Origin of the sequence: Pedobacter ginsengiterrae (assembly GCF_039537385.1) — a bacterium.
GTDB lineage: Bacteria > Bacteroidota > Bacteroidia > Sphingobacteriales > Sphingobacteriaceae > Pedobacter > Pedobacter ginsengiterrae.
This window is the reverse complement of record NZ_BAABAK010000020.1, coordinates 71631-87494: the sequence shown is the minus strand read 5'-3', so window position 1 is coordinate 87494 and position 15864 is coordinate 71631. Positions and strand designations below refer to the sequence as shown.

Sequence of the window (15864 nt, the reverse complement as noted above, 5' to 3'; positions counted from 1 at the left end):
TTTTATAAAAAAGGGATTCTTTCCAAAGCCATTTTTAAAGCCAGGCTAAACACGGCTGCCGAAATAAATAACACCCAATCTCGGCGTCTGATTTTTGTGTAGTTAAAAATAAGTAAAGTAATCAGTAGTACAACAACCACCATAAAAATTTGTCCTGCTTCTAAACCTACATTAAAGCCGAACAGACCCCAACCAATATTTTGGTCTTTTGCAAGCATAATTCTTATCGAATTAGCGAAGCCCATTCCGTGTATTAATCCAAAAACTAAAGCCAGGTAATAATTTATTTTTACCGATTTTAACGAAAAGTTTGTTCTAAATAAATTACTGATCGATGTAAAAACGATTGTACAAGGAATTAAAAATTCTACCCATTTACTTTCAAAACGAATAACATCGGTTACACTTAAAAATAAAGTTAACGAATGGCCAATGGTAAAAGCGGTTACTAAAATCAATACCTGCTTCAAATTCTTATAACTATAAATAGCAACCAGTGCTAAAATAAACAATTGATGGTCTAATGCATCTGCACTTATAATATGTTCCCAACCTAATTTGAAGTAGAAGATAAAATCTTGTAACGGCATGATAATAAATTAGCTTTAAGCCTTAAGCTTTAGTACTTTTGAAAGCTTAAAATTAAAGTTTTAAACGTAAAAAAGTTAAAAACAGTAAAATGCAGTTGTTAAATACCAAACTTGTTACCTTATTTTTAGTTTTTGCCCTATTTAGCACAACCAAAGAGGCTAAACATCCGCTACATGTTAGCACAACAGAAGTAAATTTCAATTCAAAAGATAAAACATTAGAGGTAAGCTGTAGAATTTTTAGCGACGATTTTGAGAGTATATTGGTTAAGCTTTATAAACAAAAAACAGATTTGGCAAATCCCGCTCTAAAAACACAAATGGATGTTTTGGTTAAAAAATATCTTCTGGGTCATTTACAAATTAAAGCAAACGGAAAACCTGTTTCAATGAATTATATCGGTTTTGAAATCGACCATGAAGCCACAAATATCTATCTAGAAATTGAAAAAATCTCATCTATCAAAACCGTTGAAATAAACAGCACAATTCTTTATGATCTGTTTGATGATCAGATGAGTATCGTTCATATTGTAAAAGGAAATATAAGAAAAAGCTCAAAGATCCTTTATCCTGACAGAAGTTTCATGGCAAACTTTTAAGTTTAATTTTTGTATTTAATACAAATAGAATTTTAAAAAGTGTTATTTTTATTATGCCCTAATCGTTAAGATTTTGTGAGAAAGCAATTACTGGCAGGATAAATTATGTACAATTTAAGTTTATACCGCTCCCTATTTACAAAATATGCATGTAATTGTATTTTCTCCATTATTAACGCCACGAATAAAATATATCTTCAATTTTATATTTAAAGATATTTTAAAGGCCGAAGTAGAGTTTACAGGCAATCGCGAATATTTTTTGCAGAGTGAGCATGCTAAAATCAGTTATGCTGAGCAACCAATTGGTGATGAGTTATTTTTCAGAAACACAAAACTACTTTTATCTAACAAAGTTGAAGAGCTTAAAATAAAAACTACAACTTTTGGCGATTATACCGTTCCATTCCCAGTAGAAGATTCAACTTTACCTTTTGATGTTTTTGCTGCATCTTTTTTTATGCTTAGCCGATATGAAGAATACTTATATAAGGAAAAATCTGAAGGGAATTTTGAGGCTAAAAATAGTTTTCAGTATAAATGGAAAGTTCTAAAAAGGCCGATAATTGATGAGTGGGCTCTGATTTTAAAGAATATGCTAATAAAAAAGCATCCTTCATTCAAATTTTTTCAAAAAAAATTCTTTCATCAACCTACCATAAACTTCACCTTAAAACCCGATATTCCTACAGGCTTTTTTCGAAAAACAAAATTCATATTTTCCTCAGTATTTAATAAAAAACAGCGGTTTATTAGTACAATACTCGAAGACTTAACGGGTTTAGGTACAAATCCAGAAGAATTAATAAACAGCTTGGAAAAACTGAAAACACAGCCAATCTATTTTATCAATTTTATTGAGGATGCAAAAAACCGATTAAACTATGTGTATAGCAGTTTGGTTCTAAAAGACAAAACCGTTGGTTTATTAAGACCATGTACCGCTGACTATGAAAAGTCTAGTTTACTGAAAGCTGATTTAACCAAATTGAAGCAGACTCAAAATAGTTCAGTCAATCTGATAAGTCAACAATTAGAAGTTTTACAACTACCAAGTTGTTATTTGCATTTACTCTCTGTTGGTATCAGCTCTGATTATTCGATGGGTTATGCAAACCAAACGGGATTTAGAGCAGGAACTTGTACGCCTTTTAGCTGGTACGATTTACAATTAGAAAAAGTAACATCGCTAAATGTAAAATCTTACGCTATAAGCGATACCGCAATTCAGTACCAAAGTGCTGGCGATGCGACAACAATGATTAATGATTTTATTGATGCCGTTAAACTTGTTGACGGGCATTTTTATAGTAGTTGGCAACTTAAAAGTTTATCCGAAAATGCTAAATTTAAAAAATTGAAGGCTATTTTTGATGAAATGCTAAAATCTACCTGACAGGAAATATTATGACTTTCGACTTAAGCAAAACAAAATCTATCGCCAATACTTTTGTCGCCGAGCTTCGCGATGAAAACATTCAAAAGGATTCTATGCGTTTCCGCAAAAACCTGGAACGCGTTGGTGAGTTTTTTGCTTATGAGATTAGCAAAACCTTAAAATATACCACAAAAGAAGTAATTACGCCGTTGGGTACATCGCAATGCGAAGTTCTTGAACAACAGCCTGTATTGGCTACTATTTTAAGAGCCGGATTACCTTTACAACAGGGCTTGCTAAACATTTTTGATAAGGCAGAATGCTGCTTTATTTCTGCCTATCGAAAAGTTAAAAAGAGTGGTGATTTCATTATTCAAATGGATTATATTTCGACACCCGATTTAGATGGAAAAATTTTAATTATGGCCGACCCAATGCTAGCCACAGGGCAAAGCATGGTTATGTGCTGTAAAGAATTAATTAACCGTTATAAAATTGCCGAACTTCACATTGTTGCGGCTATTGCAAGTACCGAAGGGGTAGCACATGTAAGGGCCAATTTACCAAAAGCGAAGCTTTGGCTTGGTGCTATTGATGAAGAAATGACCAGCAAATCGTATATCGTACCTGGCTTAGGCGACGCTGGAGATTTGGCATACGGCGAAAAAGTTTAAATAAACTTGAAGATTTCAGTATAAGGCGAGGTGACTTTCTAAGTTATAGAACCTTAATGATCCTTAAAATTCACTAGCAGCAATTCAATAATTTTTACATTAATAATTTTAAAAATTGCAAAACAAAAAACACATTTTCTTTGATCTCGACCATACGATTTGGGATTTTGACAGAAACGCACAAGAAACGCTAAACGAACTTTTCCATACCTATAAGCTCAATGAATTAGGCCTTAACTCATGCGAGGTTTTTATTGCAACTTATACAGAGAACAACCACCAGCTTTGGGCCGATTATCATCTTGGGAAGATAACTAAAGAGTTTTTAAGAGCCGAGCGATTCAGTAAAACCTTTATCCAACTGGGTATTCATCCCGATTCGGTTCCACATCAGTTTGAAGATGATTATGTGAATATCTCGCCAACAAAAACTAATTTATTTGATGGTGCAGAAAATGTGTTAGCCTATCTTCAACAGAAATATACTTTACATATTATATCAAACGGTTTTAAAGAAACCACACTAACCAAAATGGATTTATCGGGCTTAAATCCATATTTCACCAATGTAATTATATCAGAAGATGTTGGTGTAAATAAGCCCAACCCAGTAATTTTTGAATATGCTTTAGATAAAGCCAAAGCTTTAAAAGAAGAAAGCATTATGATTGGAGATAGCTTAGAAGCAGATATTTATGGCGCTTTAGGCTTTGGAATGGAAGCAATATTTTTTAATCCATTGAAAAAAGAAAAACCAGAGGATGTAAAAAAGCAAATCGCACACCTTGAAGAGTTATTAAGTTTGTTTTAACCTAGATTTGATACCTTTAAGCATGAATGCTGCAAAAATTAAGATTTCCCTACATCATATTATCGATGCGTATAAAGCGAAACTATCTTCATATCCTGAAGAAATTTTTGAGCTTACTCCGCCTATAAACGGTTGGAGTTATAGTGAAGTTTATTCGCATATTTTTGATTCGAGTTTACTTTCTTTAATCGCTTTAGAAAATAGTGCAAAAGGAAAAGGCGAGAATAAGCCTACTCATTTTGTAGTAAAATTGATTTTACTTTTGGGTTCTTTACCTCCTGCAAAAAAATATAAGGTTCCTAAAAGGCTAGCCGAAAGGGTAAAAAAAATCAGTAAAACCGAGGCGATGGATTTTATTCTGGAATTCGAGAAAGCACTTACCGATAATTATCCACTTGTTGCAAATGCGAATGAAAACTGCAAAACTAAACATCCTCGGTTAGGTTATTTGAATGCAAAACAATGGTTGCGTTTTATCGAAATTCACTTAAAACACCATCTTAAGCAGTTGGTTCGTATTGAAAAGAGTTTTTAGCATTAAGCTTAATTCTTATCTTTAAAAAAACGCCAACATGAAAAATCTATTCTACCTCTTTGCCTTAATATTGTTTTGTTCTTGCAATAACAAAAAACCCGAAGCTCAAGTAGTAACAGCTACTCCAACTGGGATGCAGGGCTTACAAAAAACCATGCCTATTCCCACACCAAGCAATCAAGCAACGAGTAATTTAATTTTTAATCCACCGCACGGGCAAGCTGGCCATAATTGCGCATTGGCTGTTGGTGCACCACTAAACAAAACAGCATCCGTAAAACCACAAGAAGCTTCTGCACAACCTCAAGCAGTAGCCGCTCCCGTTGCAACTCCAAAAAATGCAAATAAAAACTTAAATCCTGCTCATGGAATGCCAAATCATAAGTGCGACATTGCGGTTGGTGCTTCATTAGATTCTAAGCCTATTCAAAAAGCAACGGTTATTAATCCAAAAGAAAACAAAAGTTTAGAGGCCAAAAATGGCGTATTATTAAATCCTGAGCATGGGAAGCCAAACCATAGATGTGATATTGCGGTCGGCGCACCGTTAACTTAAAAACCTAAAGCATTTTTTCACATCTTTGCGATAATGAAATTACCCGCAATAAAAGGTTTTGATGAAGAGGCATTTAACAAGTACTTAAAAAATACTGGGTGGCTGATGTTTGGCAAAGCACTGAGCCTTATTGTAAATCTTTTAATTGCCCGTTATCTAGGACCAATTTTATTTGGAGATTTAAGTTTTGGTTTATCATTGGTAGCAATATTAGCTGCAGTTGGCGCTTTAGGTCTTGATACTTTTATTATTCGCGAAATTATTCAGGAACCAGCCAAGCGAGATGAAATTCTTGGCACATCACTCTGGTTACGATTGGCAACAAATGCGTTGCTAATCCCAATTGCAGTTGGAATTTATTTAATCAGCCATCGGTTAAGCCCAAGTCCAGGCGAACCATTAACCCTTTTGATCGGATTGCTTGCATTAGCATCATTTTTTAAATCATTTAATGTTATAGATGCTTACTTTCAATCACAAGTTCAATCTAAGTATGTAGTTCAGGTTCAAAATATTTGCCTCATAGTTACCTCTGTTGTTAAAATTGTTGTCATTACCTTAAATCTGCCTTTAATATACATTGTTTGTGCATACGTTTTAGATGGCTTTATTTTAGCTGCTGGCTTAGTCATCATCTATCAAAAAAGAGGATTAAATATTTTTAATTGGAGTTTTGATAAAGAACGAGCTAAGTTTTTATTAAAAAAATCATCGCCTCTTATTCTTTCAGCGGTAATGGTTACCATCTATATGAAAATAGATATTGTAATGCTTAAAAGTATTGGGAGCAAAGCTGTAGGTATATATAGTTCAGCCCAAAACTTGAGTGAAGCTTGGTATTTTATTCCAATTGCGATAGTTACTTCGGTGTTTCCAGCATTATTAAATGCCCGCAAAACAGACTTGGATCGATATCAGAAACGATTGGGAAATTTATACGATTTATTGATCTACATTAGTATTCCTGTTGCAATATTCATAAGTTTCTTTGCATCTGATATAATTCATATTATTTATAAGGGCAAGTACGATGGGGCTGGTCCGATGTTATCAATTCATATATGGTCAGGTATTTTTGTTTTCTTAGGAACAGCGAGCTCTCAATATTTAGTTGCAGAAGGTTATACTAAAATTTCGTTTTACCGAACCGCAGCTGGGGCAATCATTAATATCGCTCTTAACTTTTGGTTAATACCCTTATATGCGGGTGTTGGAGCATCAATTGCAACGCTAATCGCCTGTTTTGTGTCTACCTTTTACCTTTTATTAATTCCAAAAACTCGCGGGCAAGGTATAATGATGTTAAAATCATTATTTTTGGTCACAGCATTTCAAAAAATATTTAAACGTTGAATACTCTAAAAGCATTAACAGAACTAATTGCTAAGCCTTCGAGGCTAAAAGCATTATTATCATACGGACATAAAGGCTACCTGAACAGCATTGGCTGGTTTACTGCTTTTGACAAAAAACAAGCAGTAGATGGAGATGGTAAAGCATTGCCATGGGTAACGTATTCTTTCATCGATTTTATTAAAGAAAGAATTAATAAAACGCAAAATATTTTCGAATATGGCTCTGGCAATTCTACTATTTTTTATGCAGAAAGAGCTGGGTCCGTAACTTCTGTAGAACACGATAAAAACTGGTTCGACAGAGTGAAAAACACAAGTCCATTGAATGCTGAAATGATTTACTGTGAGTTGCAGCGTGATGGTGAATACGCAAAGAAAGCATCATTATTAAATAAGAAATTCGATATTATTATTGTTGATGGTAGAGATCGTGTTAGATGCTGCAAATATAGTTTAGATGCGTTATCGGCCAACGGTGTTATCGTTTTAGATGATAGCGAACGTGAAGTGTATCATTCTGCAAGAATTTTATTACTAGAGCAAGGATTTAAAGAAATAAGTTTCAGTGGTATTTCTCCAGGTTTGTTTTACGAAAAGGCAACTTCAGTTTTTTACAAAGCCGATAACTGTTTAGGGATATAAACTCATCAACACCTATGTTAAGCGAAGAAGTAAAAACGGCCTACGATAATTTTTACACCAACAGTGATGTGGCCTGGCGAATGCTGGGTGCGAAATATAAAGCGCAAAATATTGTTGATGTTTGCAAAGCGATAAAACCTAAGAAAGTTTTAGAAGTTGGCGCTGGTGATGGCAGTATCCTCCATTTTTTAAACGATTGGAACTTTGCTCCAGAATTGTATGCTTTGGAAATTGCTCAGAGCGGTGTCGAAATTATTCAGGAAAGAAATTTATCCAAGTTAACAGAAGCGCAAACTTTTGATGGTTATAAAATCCCTTATGAAGATGATACTTTTGATTTGGTAATTCTTGCCCATGTTTTAGAGCATGTAGAACATGAAAGAATTTTACTTCGCGAGCTTAAAAGAGTAGCAAAATATATTGTCGTAGAAGTGCCGAAAGATTATCGTTTTGGTGTAGATCAAAGAATGAAACATTTCCTTGATTATGGCCATATTAATATGTACACGCCAACTTCGCTAAGGTTTTTATTACAAAGTGAAGGCTTGGAAATTTTAGAAGATAAAGTTTCTATGACTGCTACAGAAACCGTAAAGTTTAATGAGTTTATCAACAGAAAAGCGCCTAAAACTTTTTCTAAAAATCTAAAAATTGAATTGGAATATAGAATCAAAAGAGCCTTAGGCAATTTATTAGGGCGAAAAAAACAAGAACAGTTTGCAAATGCTTATACTGTTTTAACTCAAAAATCAGATTCTAACCTGCATATATTTTAACATGCAAAACCTTGCTCCGATAGCCCTTTTCGTTTATAATCGTCCGCAACATACCCAGCGAACAATTAAATTTTTGCAACAGAATGAACTGGCTGCAGAAAGCAGATTGTACATTTTTTCTGACGGTGCAAAAACAAGCAACGACGATGAAAAAGTTGCAGAGGTTAGAGCAATTATTAATAAAACCGAGGGATTTAAATCGGTTAAAGTAATCGAAAGAAAAGAAAATGCTGGTTTAGCAAATTCTGTTATAGCTGGAGTAACTCAATTAATAAATGATTATGGTCAGGTTATTGTTTTTGAAGATGATTTAGTTACTTCTCCACATACACTTACCTATTTTAACGATGCCTTAAATCGTTACCGCAATGAGGAAAAAGTAATGCATATTGGTGCATATATGTATCCTTTAAAATCAGAAAGCTTACCTCAATCATTTTTCTATAGAGCAGCAACAAGTTGGGGATGGGCCACCTGGGCTAGCGCATGGGCACATTTCGAACCGAATATAGATACGTTACTAAATCAGTTCGATGCGAAGAAAAAATCTGCGTTTTCAATCGAAAATTCGATGAATTTCTGGAAGCAGATGCAGGAATTTAAAAAGGGAAAAAATAATAGCTGGGCAATCCGCTGGTATGCTTCGATTTTTTTAAAAGATGGTTTAACCCTTAATCCAGCTCAGTCATTAGTCAATAATATTGGGCATGATGGCACTGGCGTACATTCGGGTATAAATGATATTTACAATGTTATCATCAATCCAAAACCCATTACCCAATTCCCCGAAATTATAAAGGAAAATGAAGCAGCCTATCAAACGATTAAAAACTTTTTAAGTAATAGGAAAGGAAATATGGTTTCTAGAATTAAAAGGTTTGTAAAAGAAAAGTTAGCTCAATATTTTTCAAAGTAACAAATCAATTGATATTAATATTTCTTTGTAATTTGGCTTAATCTAAGCTAGAATTATGAAACTATACATCATTGCCCTGTTATTTATTTCTGTAAATGTTTTCGCCCAAAATCCTCCGAAACCTTATGGTGCTTTACCTTCGAAGCGACAATTAGCCTGGCACGATATTGAGGTTTATGGCTTAATTCATTTTACGCCTACTACATTCGAAAATAAAGAATGGGGATTTGGTGATGCTGACCCAAAAACTTTTAATCCAACCGATTTTAATGCACAACAAATTATTAAAGCAGCTAAAGCTGGTGGCTTAAAAGGTGTAATTCTGGTAGCAAAACACCACGATGGTTTTGCGCTTTGGCCAACTAAAACAACTGAATATAATATCTCAAAAAGCCCTTTCAGAAATGGAAAAGGTGATATGGTTAAAGAAATTGAGCTCGAAGCTAGAAAACAAGGTTTAAAGTTTGGTGTTTACTGCTCTCCTTGGGATCGAAATAATGCATTATACGGAACTGATAAATATTTAGCTATATATCAAGCGCAGCTTAAAGAACTTTATAGCAATTATGGCGAACTTTTTATGAGCTGGCATGATGGCGCAAACGGCGGAGATGGTTTTTATGGTGGCGCTAAAGAAAAACGCTCTATTGATAATACTACTTATTACGATTGGAATAATACCTGGGGAATAACCCGAAAAATGCAACCAATGGCAAACATATTTAGCGATATTGGTTTAGATATTCGTTGGGTTGGGAGCGAAGATGGTACTGCTGCAGAAACCAGCTGGGCTACTTTTACGCCGCTTCCTCCAGAAGGGAAAAATGTAGCAGTTCCAGGGCAAGCTAATTATCCTCAAAGTCCGATGGGTATTAGAAATGGCAAATTCTGGATGCCAGCTGAATGCGATGTTCCGCTTAGAAAAGGTTGGTTTTATCATCCTACAGAAAAGCCAAAATCGCCAGAAACTCTTTTTAATTTGTACCTGCAAAGCGTTGGGCACGGTGCTGGCTTAGATTTAGGTTTAGCTCCTGATACACGCGGGCAATTACACAATGACGATGTTGAAGCATTAAAAAGCTTCGGTGATATGGTAAAGCATACCTTTGCGAATAATTTAGCGAAAAACGCCAGTATTAAGGCCAGCAATACTCGTGGTAAAGCTTTCGAAACGGTTAAACTTTTAGATTTTAACAAGGAAAGTTATTGGGCGACTGCTGATAATGTACATCAAGCAAAGCTAGAAATTGATTTGAAAGCAAACAAAACCTTTGATATTATTAGTTTGCAGGAATATATTCCGCTAGGACAAAGAATCGAAGAATTTAATATCGAGATTTTTGAAAATAATGCATGGACAAAAATCTATAATGGCGAAAGCATTGGTACTAAAAGATTAATCAAATTAGAAAAACCTGTAACTACATCAAAACTTCGTTTAAACATTACAAAATCGCCTGTATGCATTACCTTGAGCGAGTTTGGAGTTTATAAAAAGACAGAATAATTAAGGTTTTTTAGCTTCTAAAATAATGTATGGAGATAAGCTTTGGCTTTCGAATGGAATAATTTTAGTAAAAATTTTTCCCGTTAGCCAAACTGCTTTTTTGAACAACCGAACACTAGTCGATTTTTGATTTTCATTCTCTAACCAAACACTAAAACGGCCAAAATAACCTGATTTTACTTCTTTCAAACCTGCTTTTTCGCAAATTGATTTTAGTAATGCAGGATTCATACTATCGATATTATGTTTATCGTAGTTTTCTTTATCAAAGTTTTTTTGGAACCAACCATTTACAGCTTTAAAGTTTGGTAGAGTAATAAACAATGTTCCGCTAGGTTTTACAAATGCAATATGTCGGTTAATAATATCGGCAGTATCATTGAAATGCTCTATTAAGCCACAACTTAATACTAAATCATATTGCTGTTCAGGCTTGTAATTAAACAAATCTGTTTCAATGATATGAATATCTGTTTCTTTTAAACCGTTCTTTTTTAAAAGTTCGTTTACAACAGGCGGATGAACAAAATAGTCTAAAAGCGTTACATCAAGTTTTAAAAATTTCTTTAAAAAAACAGCGTAATAACCAGGGAAACCACCAAGTTCGATTGCTGTTTTAACGTTACCTTTTTCTACAATTTCAGCCAGTTGGCGATGAAATAAATAGTTAGCTGGTAATTGAACCGCAAGTCCTTTTTTACTTTCCCAATAATTTACCCAAAAAGCCCTGTCGGTTAATAAATTTGCCATGTTTTAAATTAATTCCAATCCCAAAGAAACGGAAAATCGTGATATGTTTTATAAAAATTGTCATGTTGAGCTTGTCGAAACATATGAAAGTTCTTCGACAGCTCAACCTGACACCTGCTCAATAAAGGAACGGTTGGGTAAATACTACTACTTCAAATCTTTCAAAATCTCAGCTACTGCTTTTTCCAATTGCGGGTCTTTATCAGCCAATCTATCCTGAAAGGTATTTTGAACAAAAATATCTGGCTTTACACCTTCTTTTTCGATGTTTTTCCCATCCATTGTATAACAACCCCAAGATGGCAAACGATACGAAGAGCCATCTACCAGGCCTTTTGCTGATGTAAAAATAATCCAGCGATAAGTTTCAGTTCCTATAATTTTACCTAGCTTAAGTTGTTTAAAGCCTACTGCGGTCATCTCTGCATCACTTAAGGATTGTTCGTTAACCAACAATACAATTGGCTTTACTGCTGGCCCAAAATTACTTTGAGGCGCTAATTTTCCGCCACGATATTTCCATTTTAAATACGGTTTTTGAGCAAGAAATTTTAATACGGCATCGTGTACATTACCACCAGTATTATAGCGCAAATCTAAAATAATGGCATCTTTATTTTCTTCCTGTTCAACCATATCCAGCATAAAACGTTCTAATTCTCCGCTTCCCATATTTTTCATATAAGAATAAGCAATTCGGTTATTTCCCCACTTATCTACATTCCGACGGTTTTTGGCAATCCATTCATCGTAAAGGTTATTTTTTAACGATCCTGAGCTTTGAGGATGAACATTTGTATAAATTTCCTTCCCGTTACGAGAAAAAGTTAAAGTCATTTCCTTATCCAAAGATGGTTTGCTGAAGTAATAGTCTCGATCTGTTTTATCATCTACCTTTACGCCATTTACGGCTGTTAAGATATCACCTGGTAAAACATTAACACTACCATAAGAAGCATTACTTTTAGCAATAACGCGATCAACTTTGTATGGGTTTTCGTTATCGAATAAAATACCTGTTTGATTGGTAATATTGGTTAAGTTTCTTTTCTCTTCTGCACCAAAACTATTAAATCCCATGTGTGAAGAATTTAACTCGCCAAGCATATCATTAAGCAAAAGTCGCAAATCGCTACGATTGGTTACATAAGGCAAATATGCTTCGTAGCGGATTTTCATTTTATCCCAATCCACGCCATGGAAATTTTCGTCGTAAAAGTTTTCGTCCAAGCCAACCCAGGTTTCGTAAAACATCTGATTAAATTCTGCATTTAGATTTTTGGCAAACTTATAAGTATGATCAATCTTATCCAGTTTATTTCCATCCAAATTATATTTACCAATAGTACCACCAGTTAAAGTGAAGAACTTATCCCCAACCTGAATAATGTTATAGTCATCACCATCGCCAACTTTTTCGGTTTTATTTGCCTCAAATGGTTCTATCGTTGTACGATAAAGCCCGCTTTTACCGCCTTCATGATTTGAAGAATAAAAAACATAAGTTTTATCGCCTTTGGCAAAAACATCAGTTCCAAACTGGCTACCAAATCCTGGGCTAACTAACTCGACCCGATCTAAAATATTTTGCGTGTTAATTGTAATGATAGCAGCGGGTTTTGGCGTTGGCTTCACATCAGCTTTTTTCTTAACAGAATCGCCTACTTTCTTGCTCTTTTTATCAACTTCAGCGGGTTTAACGTCTTTTGGTTCAGCAGGCGTTTCTTTAAATAAATCATCAAATTTATCTGAGCGGTAAGGAGCGTCGTAACTATTTAAAGCCATACGATAAATATGAACATCAGAACTTCCAGAAGGATAAAAGGGTTGTGTTCTGGCACTGGTAAAGAAAATATATTTGCCATCGGGCGACCAAGCAGGAGCCGTTTCAGTAACGCCCGTATTGGTTAAATTAATAGTTTTATTGCCTTTAATGCTATGCACCAAAATATCCTGCTCGAAATTTCGGTAAGCAGTGAAAAGCACATACTCATCATTAGGAGAAAAACTTGGTGTTGAATTTTGAATTGCCCAAAACTCATCGGTAACCAGTATTTTGCTTTCGAAAGTTTTTAAATCAAGTAATTTTAACTCATTTCTGCCACTTAAATAAACGCCCATTGTTCGGGTTTTATTCAAAGTTATATCCCTATTGTTTGCTTTATCCTTTGTAATCTGTTTTAGAGTGCCTTTTCCATCACCAGTTATGGTAAACCAATTTTGATAGCCATTCCAAGTTTGGCAAAATAGAATTGTTTTATTGTCAGCAAGCCATTTACATTGCATAGCCCTTTCTCCACTGTTGCTTATTTTGCGAATAAACTTACCATCCGCATCGCTAACAAAAAGTTCGCCTCGGGAAATGAAAGCTATTTTTTTACCATCTGGCGCAGCATCAAAGGCAGAGATTGTACCTTTAACATCGTATTCCTGTGCCTTGGTTAAAACCTGATTTCGCGAGGTGCTGATATTTACCTTTTCAGTTTTTTTCGTGGCAACATCGTATGTATAAATCTGATAATCTTTTTCAAAAACGACAGTTGTTCCATTTGCAGAAACAAACGGACGTTTAATAGAGGTTTCGAATTTGGTTAAGGCCGTTTTTTTATCACCAATAAAAGTATATAAATTATACTCTTCATTTCCTTCATCCGATACAAAAAATACGTTTCCTTTAGCATCAACGCTAGTCCAAAAATCTTTACCAAGGTAATCGGTATAACGTTTATAAGCCTTGGTTTTAGGATTATAAGATTGAATATCGGGATTGTATGCGCCTTTATAATGCTTACGATTTGCAAATCGATAACTTTCCCATGTATCATTAAAAAATAATTCACCATCTGGCGCCTCTGCTATATGATGTGTGGTATTAAAATAGTTATCGAAAAGGCGAACAGCTGTGCCACCGCTTATGCCAACTTTATAGCTCGAAAAAGAATTAAATCTGCCAGATGTAAAATATATGTTTTTCGAATCCCAACTCCAATTGTCAACCTCATCCGACGCATCGTTAAATGTTAATTGTTTAATATCACCTCCAGTCATTGGCATTATGTAAACATCGTAATTACCATATTGATTAGAAGAAAATGCCATCCACTTACCATCTGGAGATATTTTTGGATTAATTTCTTCGCCCTGCATGGCCGTAATTCTAGAAGCTAAACCACCTTTTACGGGGATTTTCCAAATATCTCCATCATAACTGAATACTATAGTTTGTGCATCTGGCGTTAAAGCAGGGTAAGCTGCAAAATACGTTTGACCTTGAGAAAATGAACTAAAGGGCAGCAAAAATGCAATTGCCGCAAGCGATTTAATTAGGTTTTTAATCATGATTTTGTTTGTTTGGCTTTGGGAAAATGAACCCGAGCGGATTTAACAATTATTTAAATCAGCAAAGGCTTTATCCTTTAATTAAAAAGCAATAAAATATTAGGATGAAAATACGCAAGAGTTTTTATAATCGTAAACAATAAAATGTATTTTTGATTGATTTGAAAGTAGTACACCTAAATACCTATGATGGAAACGGCGGTGCAGGAAGAGCCTGCTTGCGCCTTAGCGATGCTTTAAAAAGTTCGGGAATTGACTCAAAGGTTTTGGTTTATTATAAATTTGGACAAAACCCCAAAATAGATACTTTCAGCAAATTGCCTTTTCAAAAGGCTTTGGCAGTTCATAATATCTTATCAGAAAGATACTATTCAAAATGGTTAAGTAAATCGGTTAAAACTCCTTTCAGCTTGCAATGGTTTGGCCGATCTATTAAAAACCATCCCGATGTTAAAAATGCTGATATTATTCATTTGCATTGGGTAAACCATGGTTTTCTTACGCCTAAATTTTTAGCAGAGCTTGATGAATTGGAAAAACCAATTGTTTGGACTTTTCATGATAGCAATGCTTTTACGGGTGGTTGCCATGTACGTTATGGTTGCGAAAATTTTCATCAGCAATGCGGTAATTGCCCAATTTTAAAATTTAGTGGTAAGGATGATATTTCGCACAAAACCTGGCTTCGAAAACAGAAAGCTTATACCAAATTAAACTTTCATATTGTTGCGCCAAGTAACTGGATGGCAGCATCGGTGAAATTTAGTAGTTTGCTAGGCACAAGAACTACCTCGGTAATTCCAAATACAATCGAAACCAATATTTTTAAGCCTTACGTAAAAACGGAGGCTAAGAAAATTCTGAAAATCGACCCTGAAAAATTTGTTTTGATGAGTGGCTTTATGCCTTCTAAAAACGACAAACATAAAGGCACTCCTTATTTAATCGAAGCCTTAGAAATTTTATCACGCAGAAAGGGAATCGATAAAGAAAAAATTGAATTGGTTATTTTCGGTAATAAGGAGAATGCTGAGATGCCAGAATTTCCCTTTAAAACAACTTTTTTAGGCACCATAAGTAAAGATGAGCATTTGGCTAAATGTTATTCTGCTGCTGATGCCTTTATTACTCCATCGTTAGAAGATAATTTACCAAATACGGTAATGGAAAGTTTGGCTTGTGCTACGCCCGTAATTGCGTTTACAACTGGGGGCATTCCAGATATGGTTAAACATCAAAAAAATGGTTATTTAGCCGAATATGAAAATGCCGAAGATTTGGCTAATGGTATCGAATGGTTATATCATCGTCCAAATAAAGAGGAAATACATAAAGCTGCTAGATTGAGCATTTTAACGGATTTCTCGGAGGAAGTTATTGCTGCAGAGCATATTCATTTGTACGAAACCTTGATTGATTTGCAGCCGAAATAA

The 15864-nt window shown here is 34.7% G+C and carries 15 protein-coding genes; 12 read left to right on the top strand and 3 right to left on the bottom strand.

The window, feature by feature from the left end; all coding sequences use genetic code 11:
• Nucleotides 1–2 precede the first annotated feature (2 nt).
• Nucleotides 3–590 carry a HupE/UreJ family protein gene (locus ABD692_RS19020; RefSeq protein ID WP_344769513.1) on the bottom strand — a complete coding sequence of 196 codons (588 nt, stop codon included), beginning with the start codon at nucleotides 588–590 and terminating at the stop codon, nucleotides 3–5.
• Between the two features lie 89 nt (nucleotides 591–679).
• Between ABD692_RS19020 and ABD692_RS19015 the strand changes: the two genes are divergently transcribed.
• The 11 genes from ABD692_RS19015 to ABD692_RS18965 all read left to right on the top strand — a co-directional run bounded on the left by ABD692_RS19015 (nucleotide 680) and on the right by ABD692_RS18965 (nucleotide 10342).
• On the top strand, nucleotides 680–1192 hold the full coding sequence (locus tag ABD692_RS19015) for a DUF6702 family protein (protein WP_344769512.1): 513 nt from the start codon (nucleotides 680–682) through the stop codon (nucleotides 1190–1192).
• Nucleotides 1193–1337: 145 nt separating this feature from the next.
• Nucleotides 1338–2588, top strand: coding sequence for a DUF7033 domain-containing protein (locus ABD692_RS19010; RefSeq protein ID WP_344769510.1), 1251 nt, complete (start codon nucleotides 1338–1340; stop codon nucleotides 2586–2588).
• Between the two features lie 11 nt (nucleotides 2589–2599).
• Entirely contained in the window at nucleotides 2600–3244 is a 645-nt protein-coding gene (gene upp / locus ABD692_RS19005; RefSeq protein WP_316764257.1) for a uracil phosphoribosyltransferase, read from the top strand.
• A gap of 115 nt (nucleotides 3245–3359) precedes the next feature.
• The gene (locus ABD692_RS19000) at nucleotides 3360–4055 is read left to right on the top strand and encodes a YjjG family noncanonical pyrimidine nucleotidase (protein ID WP_344769508.1); all 696 of its coding nucleotides are present in this window, start codon (nucleotides 3360–3362) and stop codon (nucleotides 4053–4055) included.
• A 22-nt stretch (nucleotides 4056–4077) separates the two neighbouring features.
• Nucleotides 4078–4590, top strand: a complete 513-nt coding sequence (locus tag ABD692_RS18995) for a DUF1569 domain-containing protein (protein WP_344769506.1) — start codon at nucleotides 4078–4080, stop codon at nucleotides 4588–4590.
• Nucleotides 4591–4627: 37 nt separating this feature from the next.
• A complete protein-coding gene (locus tag ABD692_RS18990) occupies nucleotides 4628–5146 on the top strand; it encodes a hypothetical protein (protein ID WP_344769505.1) in 519 nt (172 codons plus the stop codon).
• A 33-nt stretch (nucleotides 5147–5179) separates the two neighbouring features.
• The gene (locus tag ABD692_RS18985) at nucleotides 5180–6499 is read left to right on the top strand and encodes a flippase (RefSeq protein WP_344769503.1); all 1320 of its coding nucleotides are present in this window, start codon (nucleotides 5180–5182) and stop codon (nucleotides 6497–6499) included.
• Nucleotides 6496–7143, top strand: coding sequence for a class I SAM-dependent methyltransferase (locus ABD692_RS18980; protein WP_344769502.1), 648 nt, complete (start codon nucleotides 6496–6498; stop codon nucleotides 7141–7143). The genes ABD692_RS18985 and ABD692_RS18980 overlap by 4 nt, the downstream gene beginning before the upstream one ends.
• 14 nt (nucleotides 7144–7157) lie before the next feature.
• A complete protein-coding gene (locus tag ABD692_RS18975) occupies nucleotides 7158–7919 on the top strand; it encodes a class I SAM-dependent methyltransferase (RefSeq protein WP_316764276.1) in 762 nt (253 codons plus the stop codon).
• A gap of 1 nt (nucleotide 7920) precedes the next feature.
• On the top strand, nucleotides 7921–8835 hold the full coding sequence (locus tag ABD692_RS18970; RefSeq protein WP_344769500.1) for a glycosyltransferase: 915 nt from the start codon (nucleotides 7921–7923) through the stop codon (nucleotides 8833–8835).
• Between the two features lie 55 nt (nucleotides 8836–8890).
• A complete protein-coding gene (locus ABD692_RS18965; RefSeq protein WP_344769498.1) occupies nucleotides 8891–10342 on the top strand; it encodes an alpha-L-fucosidase in 1452 nt (483 codons plus the stop codon).
• Here ABD692_RS18965 and ABD692_RS18960 read toward each other — a convergent pair whose 3' ends face one another.
• Nucleotides 10343–11092, bottom strand: coding sequence for a class I SAM-dependent methyltransferase (locus ABD692_RS18960; protein WP_344769496.1), 750 nt, complete (start codon nucleotides 11090–11092; stop codon nucleotides 10343–10345).
• Nucleotides 11093–11239: 147 nt separating this feature from the next.
• On the bottom strand, nucleotides 11240–14431 hold the full coding sequence (locus tag ABD692_RS18955) for a S41 family peptidase (RefSeq protein WP_344769494.1): 3192 nt from the start codon (nucleotides 14429–14431) through the stop codon (nucleotides 11240–11242).
• Nucleotides 14432–14583: 152 nt separating this feature from the next.
• Here ABD692_RS18955 and ABD692_RS18950 point away from each other — a divergent pair, with 152 nt between their 5' ends.
• Nucleotides 14584–15864, top strand: coding sequence for a glycosyltransferase (locus ABD692_RS18950; protein ID WP_344769492.1), 1281 nt, complete (start codon nucleotides 14584–14586; stop codon nucleotides 15862–15864).

Excerpts from the sequence above, each read along its gene's own strand:
- upp (WP_316764257.1), top strand. The coding sequence starts at position 2,600 with ATGACTTTCGACTTAAGCAAAACAAAATCTATCGCCAATACTTTTGTC.
- ABD692_RS18975 (WP_316764276.1), top strand. The coding sequence starts at position 7,158 with ATGTTAAGCGAAGAAGTAAAAACGGCCTACGATAATTTTTACACCAAC.
- ABD692_RS18990 (WP_344769505.1), top strand. The coding sequence starts at position 4,628 with ATGAAAAATCTATTCTACCTCTTTGCCTTAATATTGTTTTGTTCTTGC.
- ABD692_RS19010 (WP_344769510.1), top strand. The coding sequence starts at position 1,338 with ATGCATGTAATTGTATTTTCTCCATTATTAACGCCACGAATAAAATAT.
- ABD692_RS18960 (WP_344769496.1), bottom strand. The coding sequence starts at position 11,092 with ATGGCAAATTTATTAACCGACAGGGCTTTTTGGGTAAATTATTGGGAA.
- ABD692_RS18970 (WP_344769500.1), top strand. The coding sequence starts at position 7,921 with ATGCAAAACCTTGCTCCGATAGCCCTTTTCGTTTATAATCGTCCGCAA.
- ABD692_RS19015 (WP_344769512.1), top strand. The coding sequence starts at position 680 with ATGCAGTTGTTAAATACCAAACTTGTTACCTTATTTTTAGTTTTTGCC.
- ABD692_RS18955 (WP_344769494.1), bottom strand. The coding sequence starts at position 14,431 with ATGATTAAAAACCTAATTAAATCGCTTGCGGCAATTGCATTTTTGCTG.
- ABD692_RS19020 (WP_344769513.1), bottom strand. The coding sequence starts at position 590 with ATGCCGTTACAAGATTTTATCTTCTACTTCAAATTAGGTTGGGAACAT.
- ABD692_RS18995 (WP_344769506.1), top strand. The coding sequence starts at position 4,078 with ATGAATGCTGCAAAAATTAAGATTTCCCTACATCATATTATCGATGCG.
- ABD692_RS18985 (WP_344769503.1), top strand. The coding sequence starts at position 5,180 with ATGAAATTACCCGCAATAAAAGGTTTTGATGAAGAGGCATTTAACAAG.
- ABD692_RS18965 (WP_344769498.1), top strand. The coding sequence starts at position 8,891 with ATGAAACTATACATCATTGCCCTGTTATTTATTTCTGTAAATGTTTTC.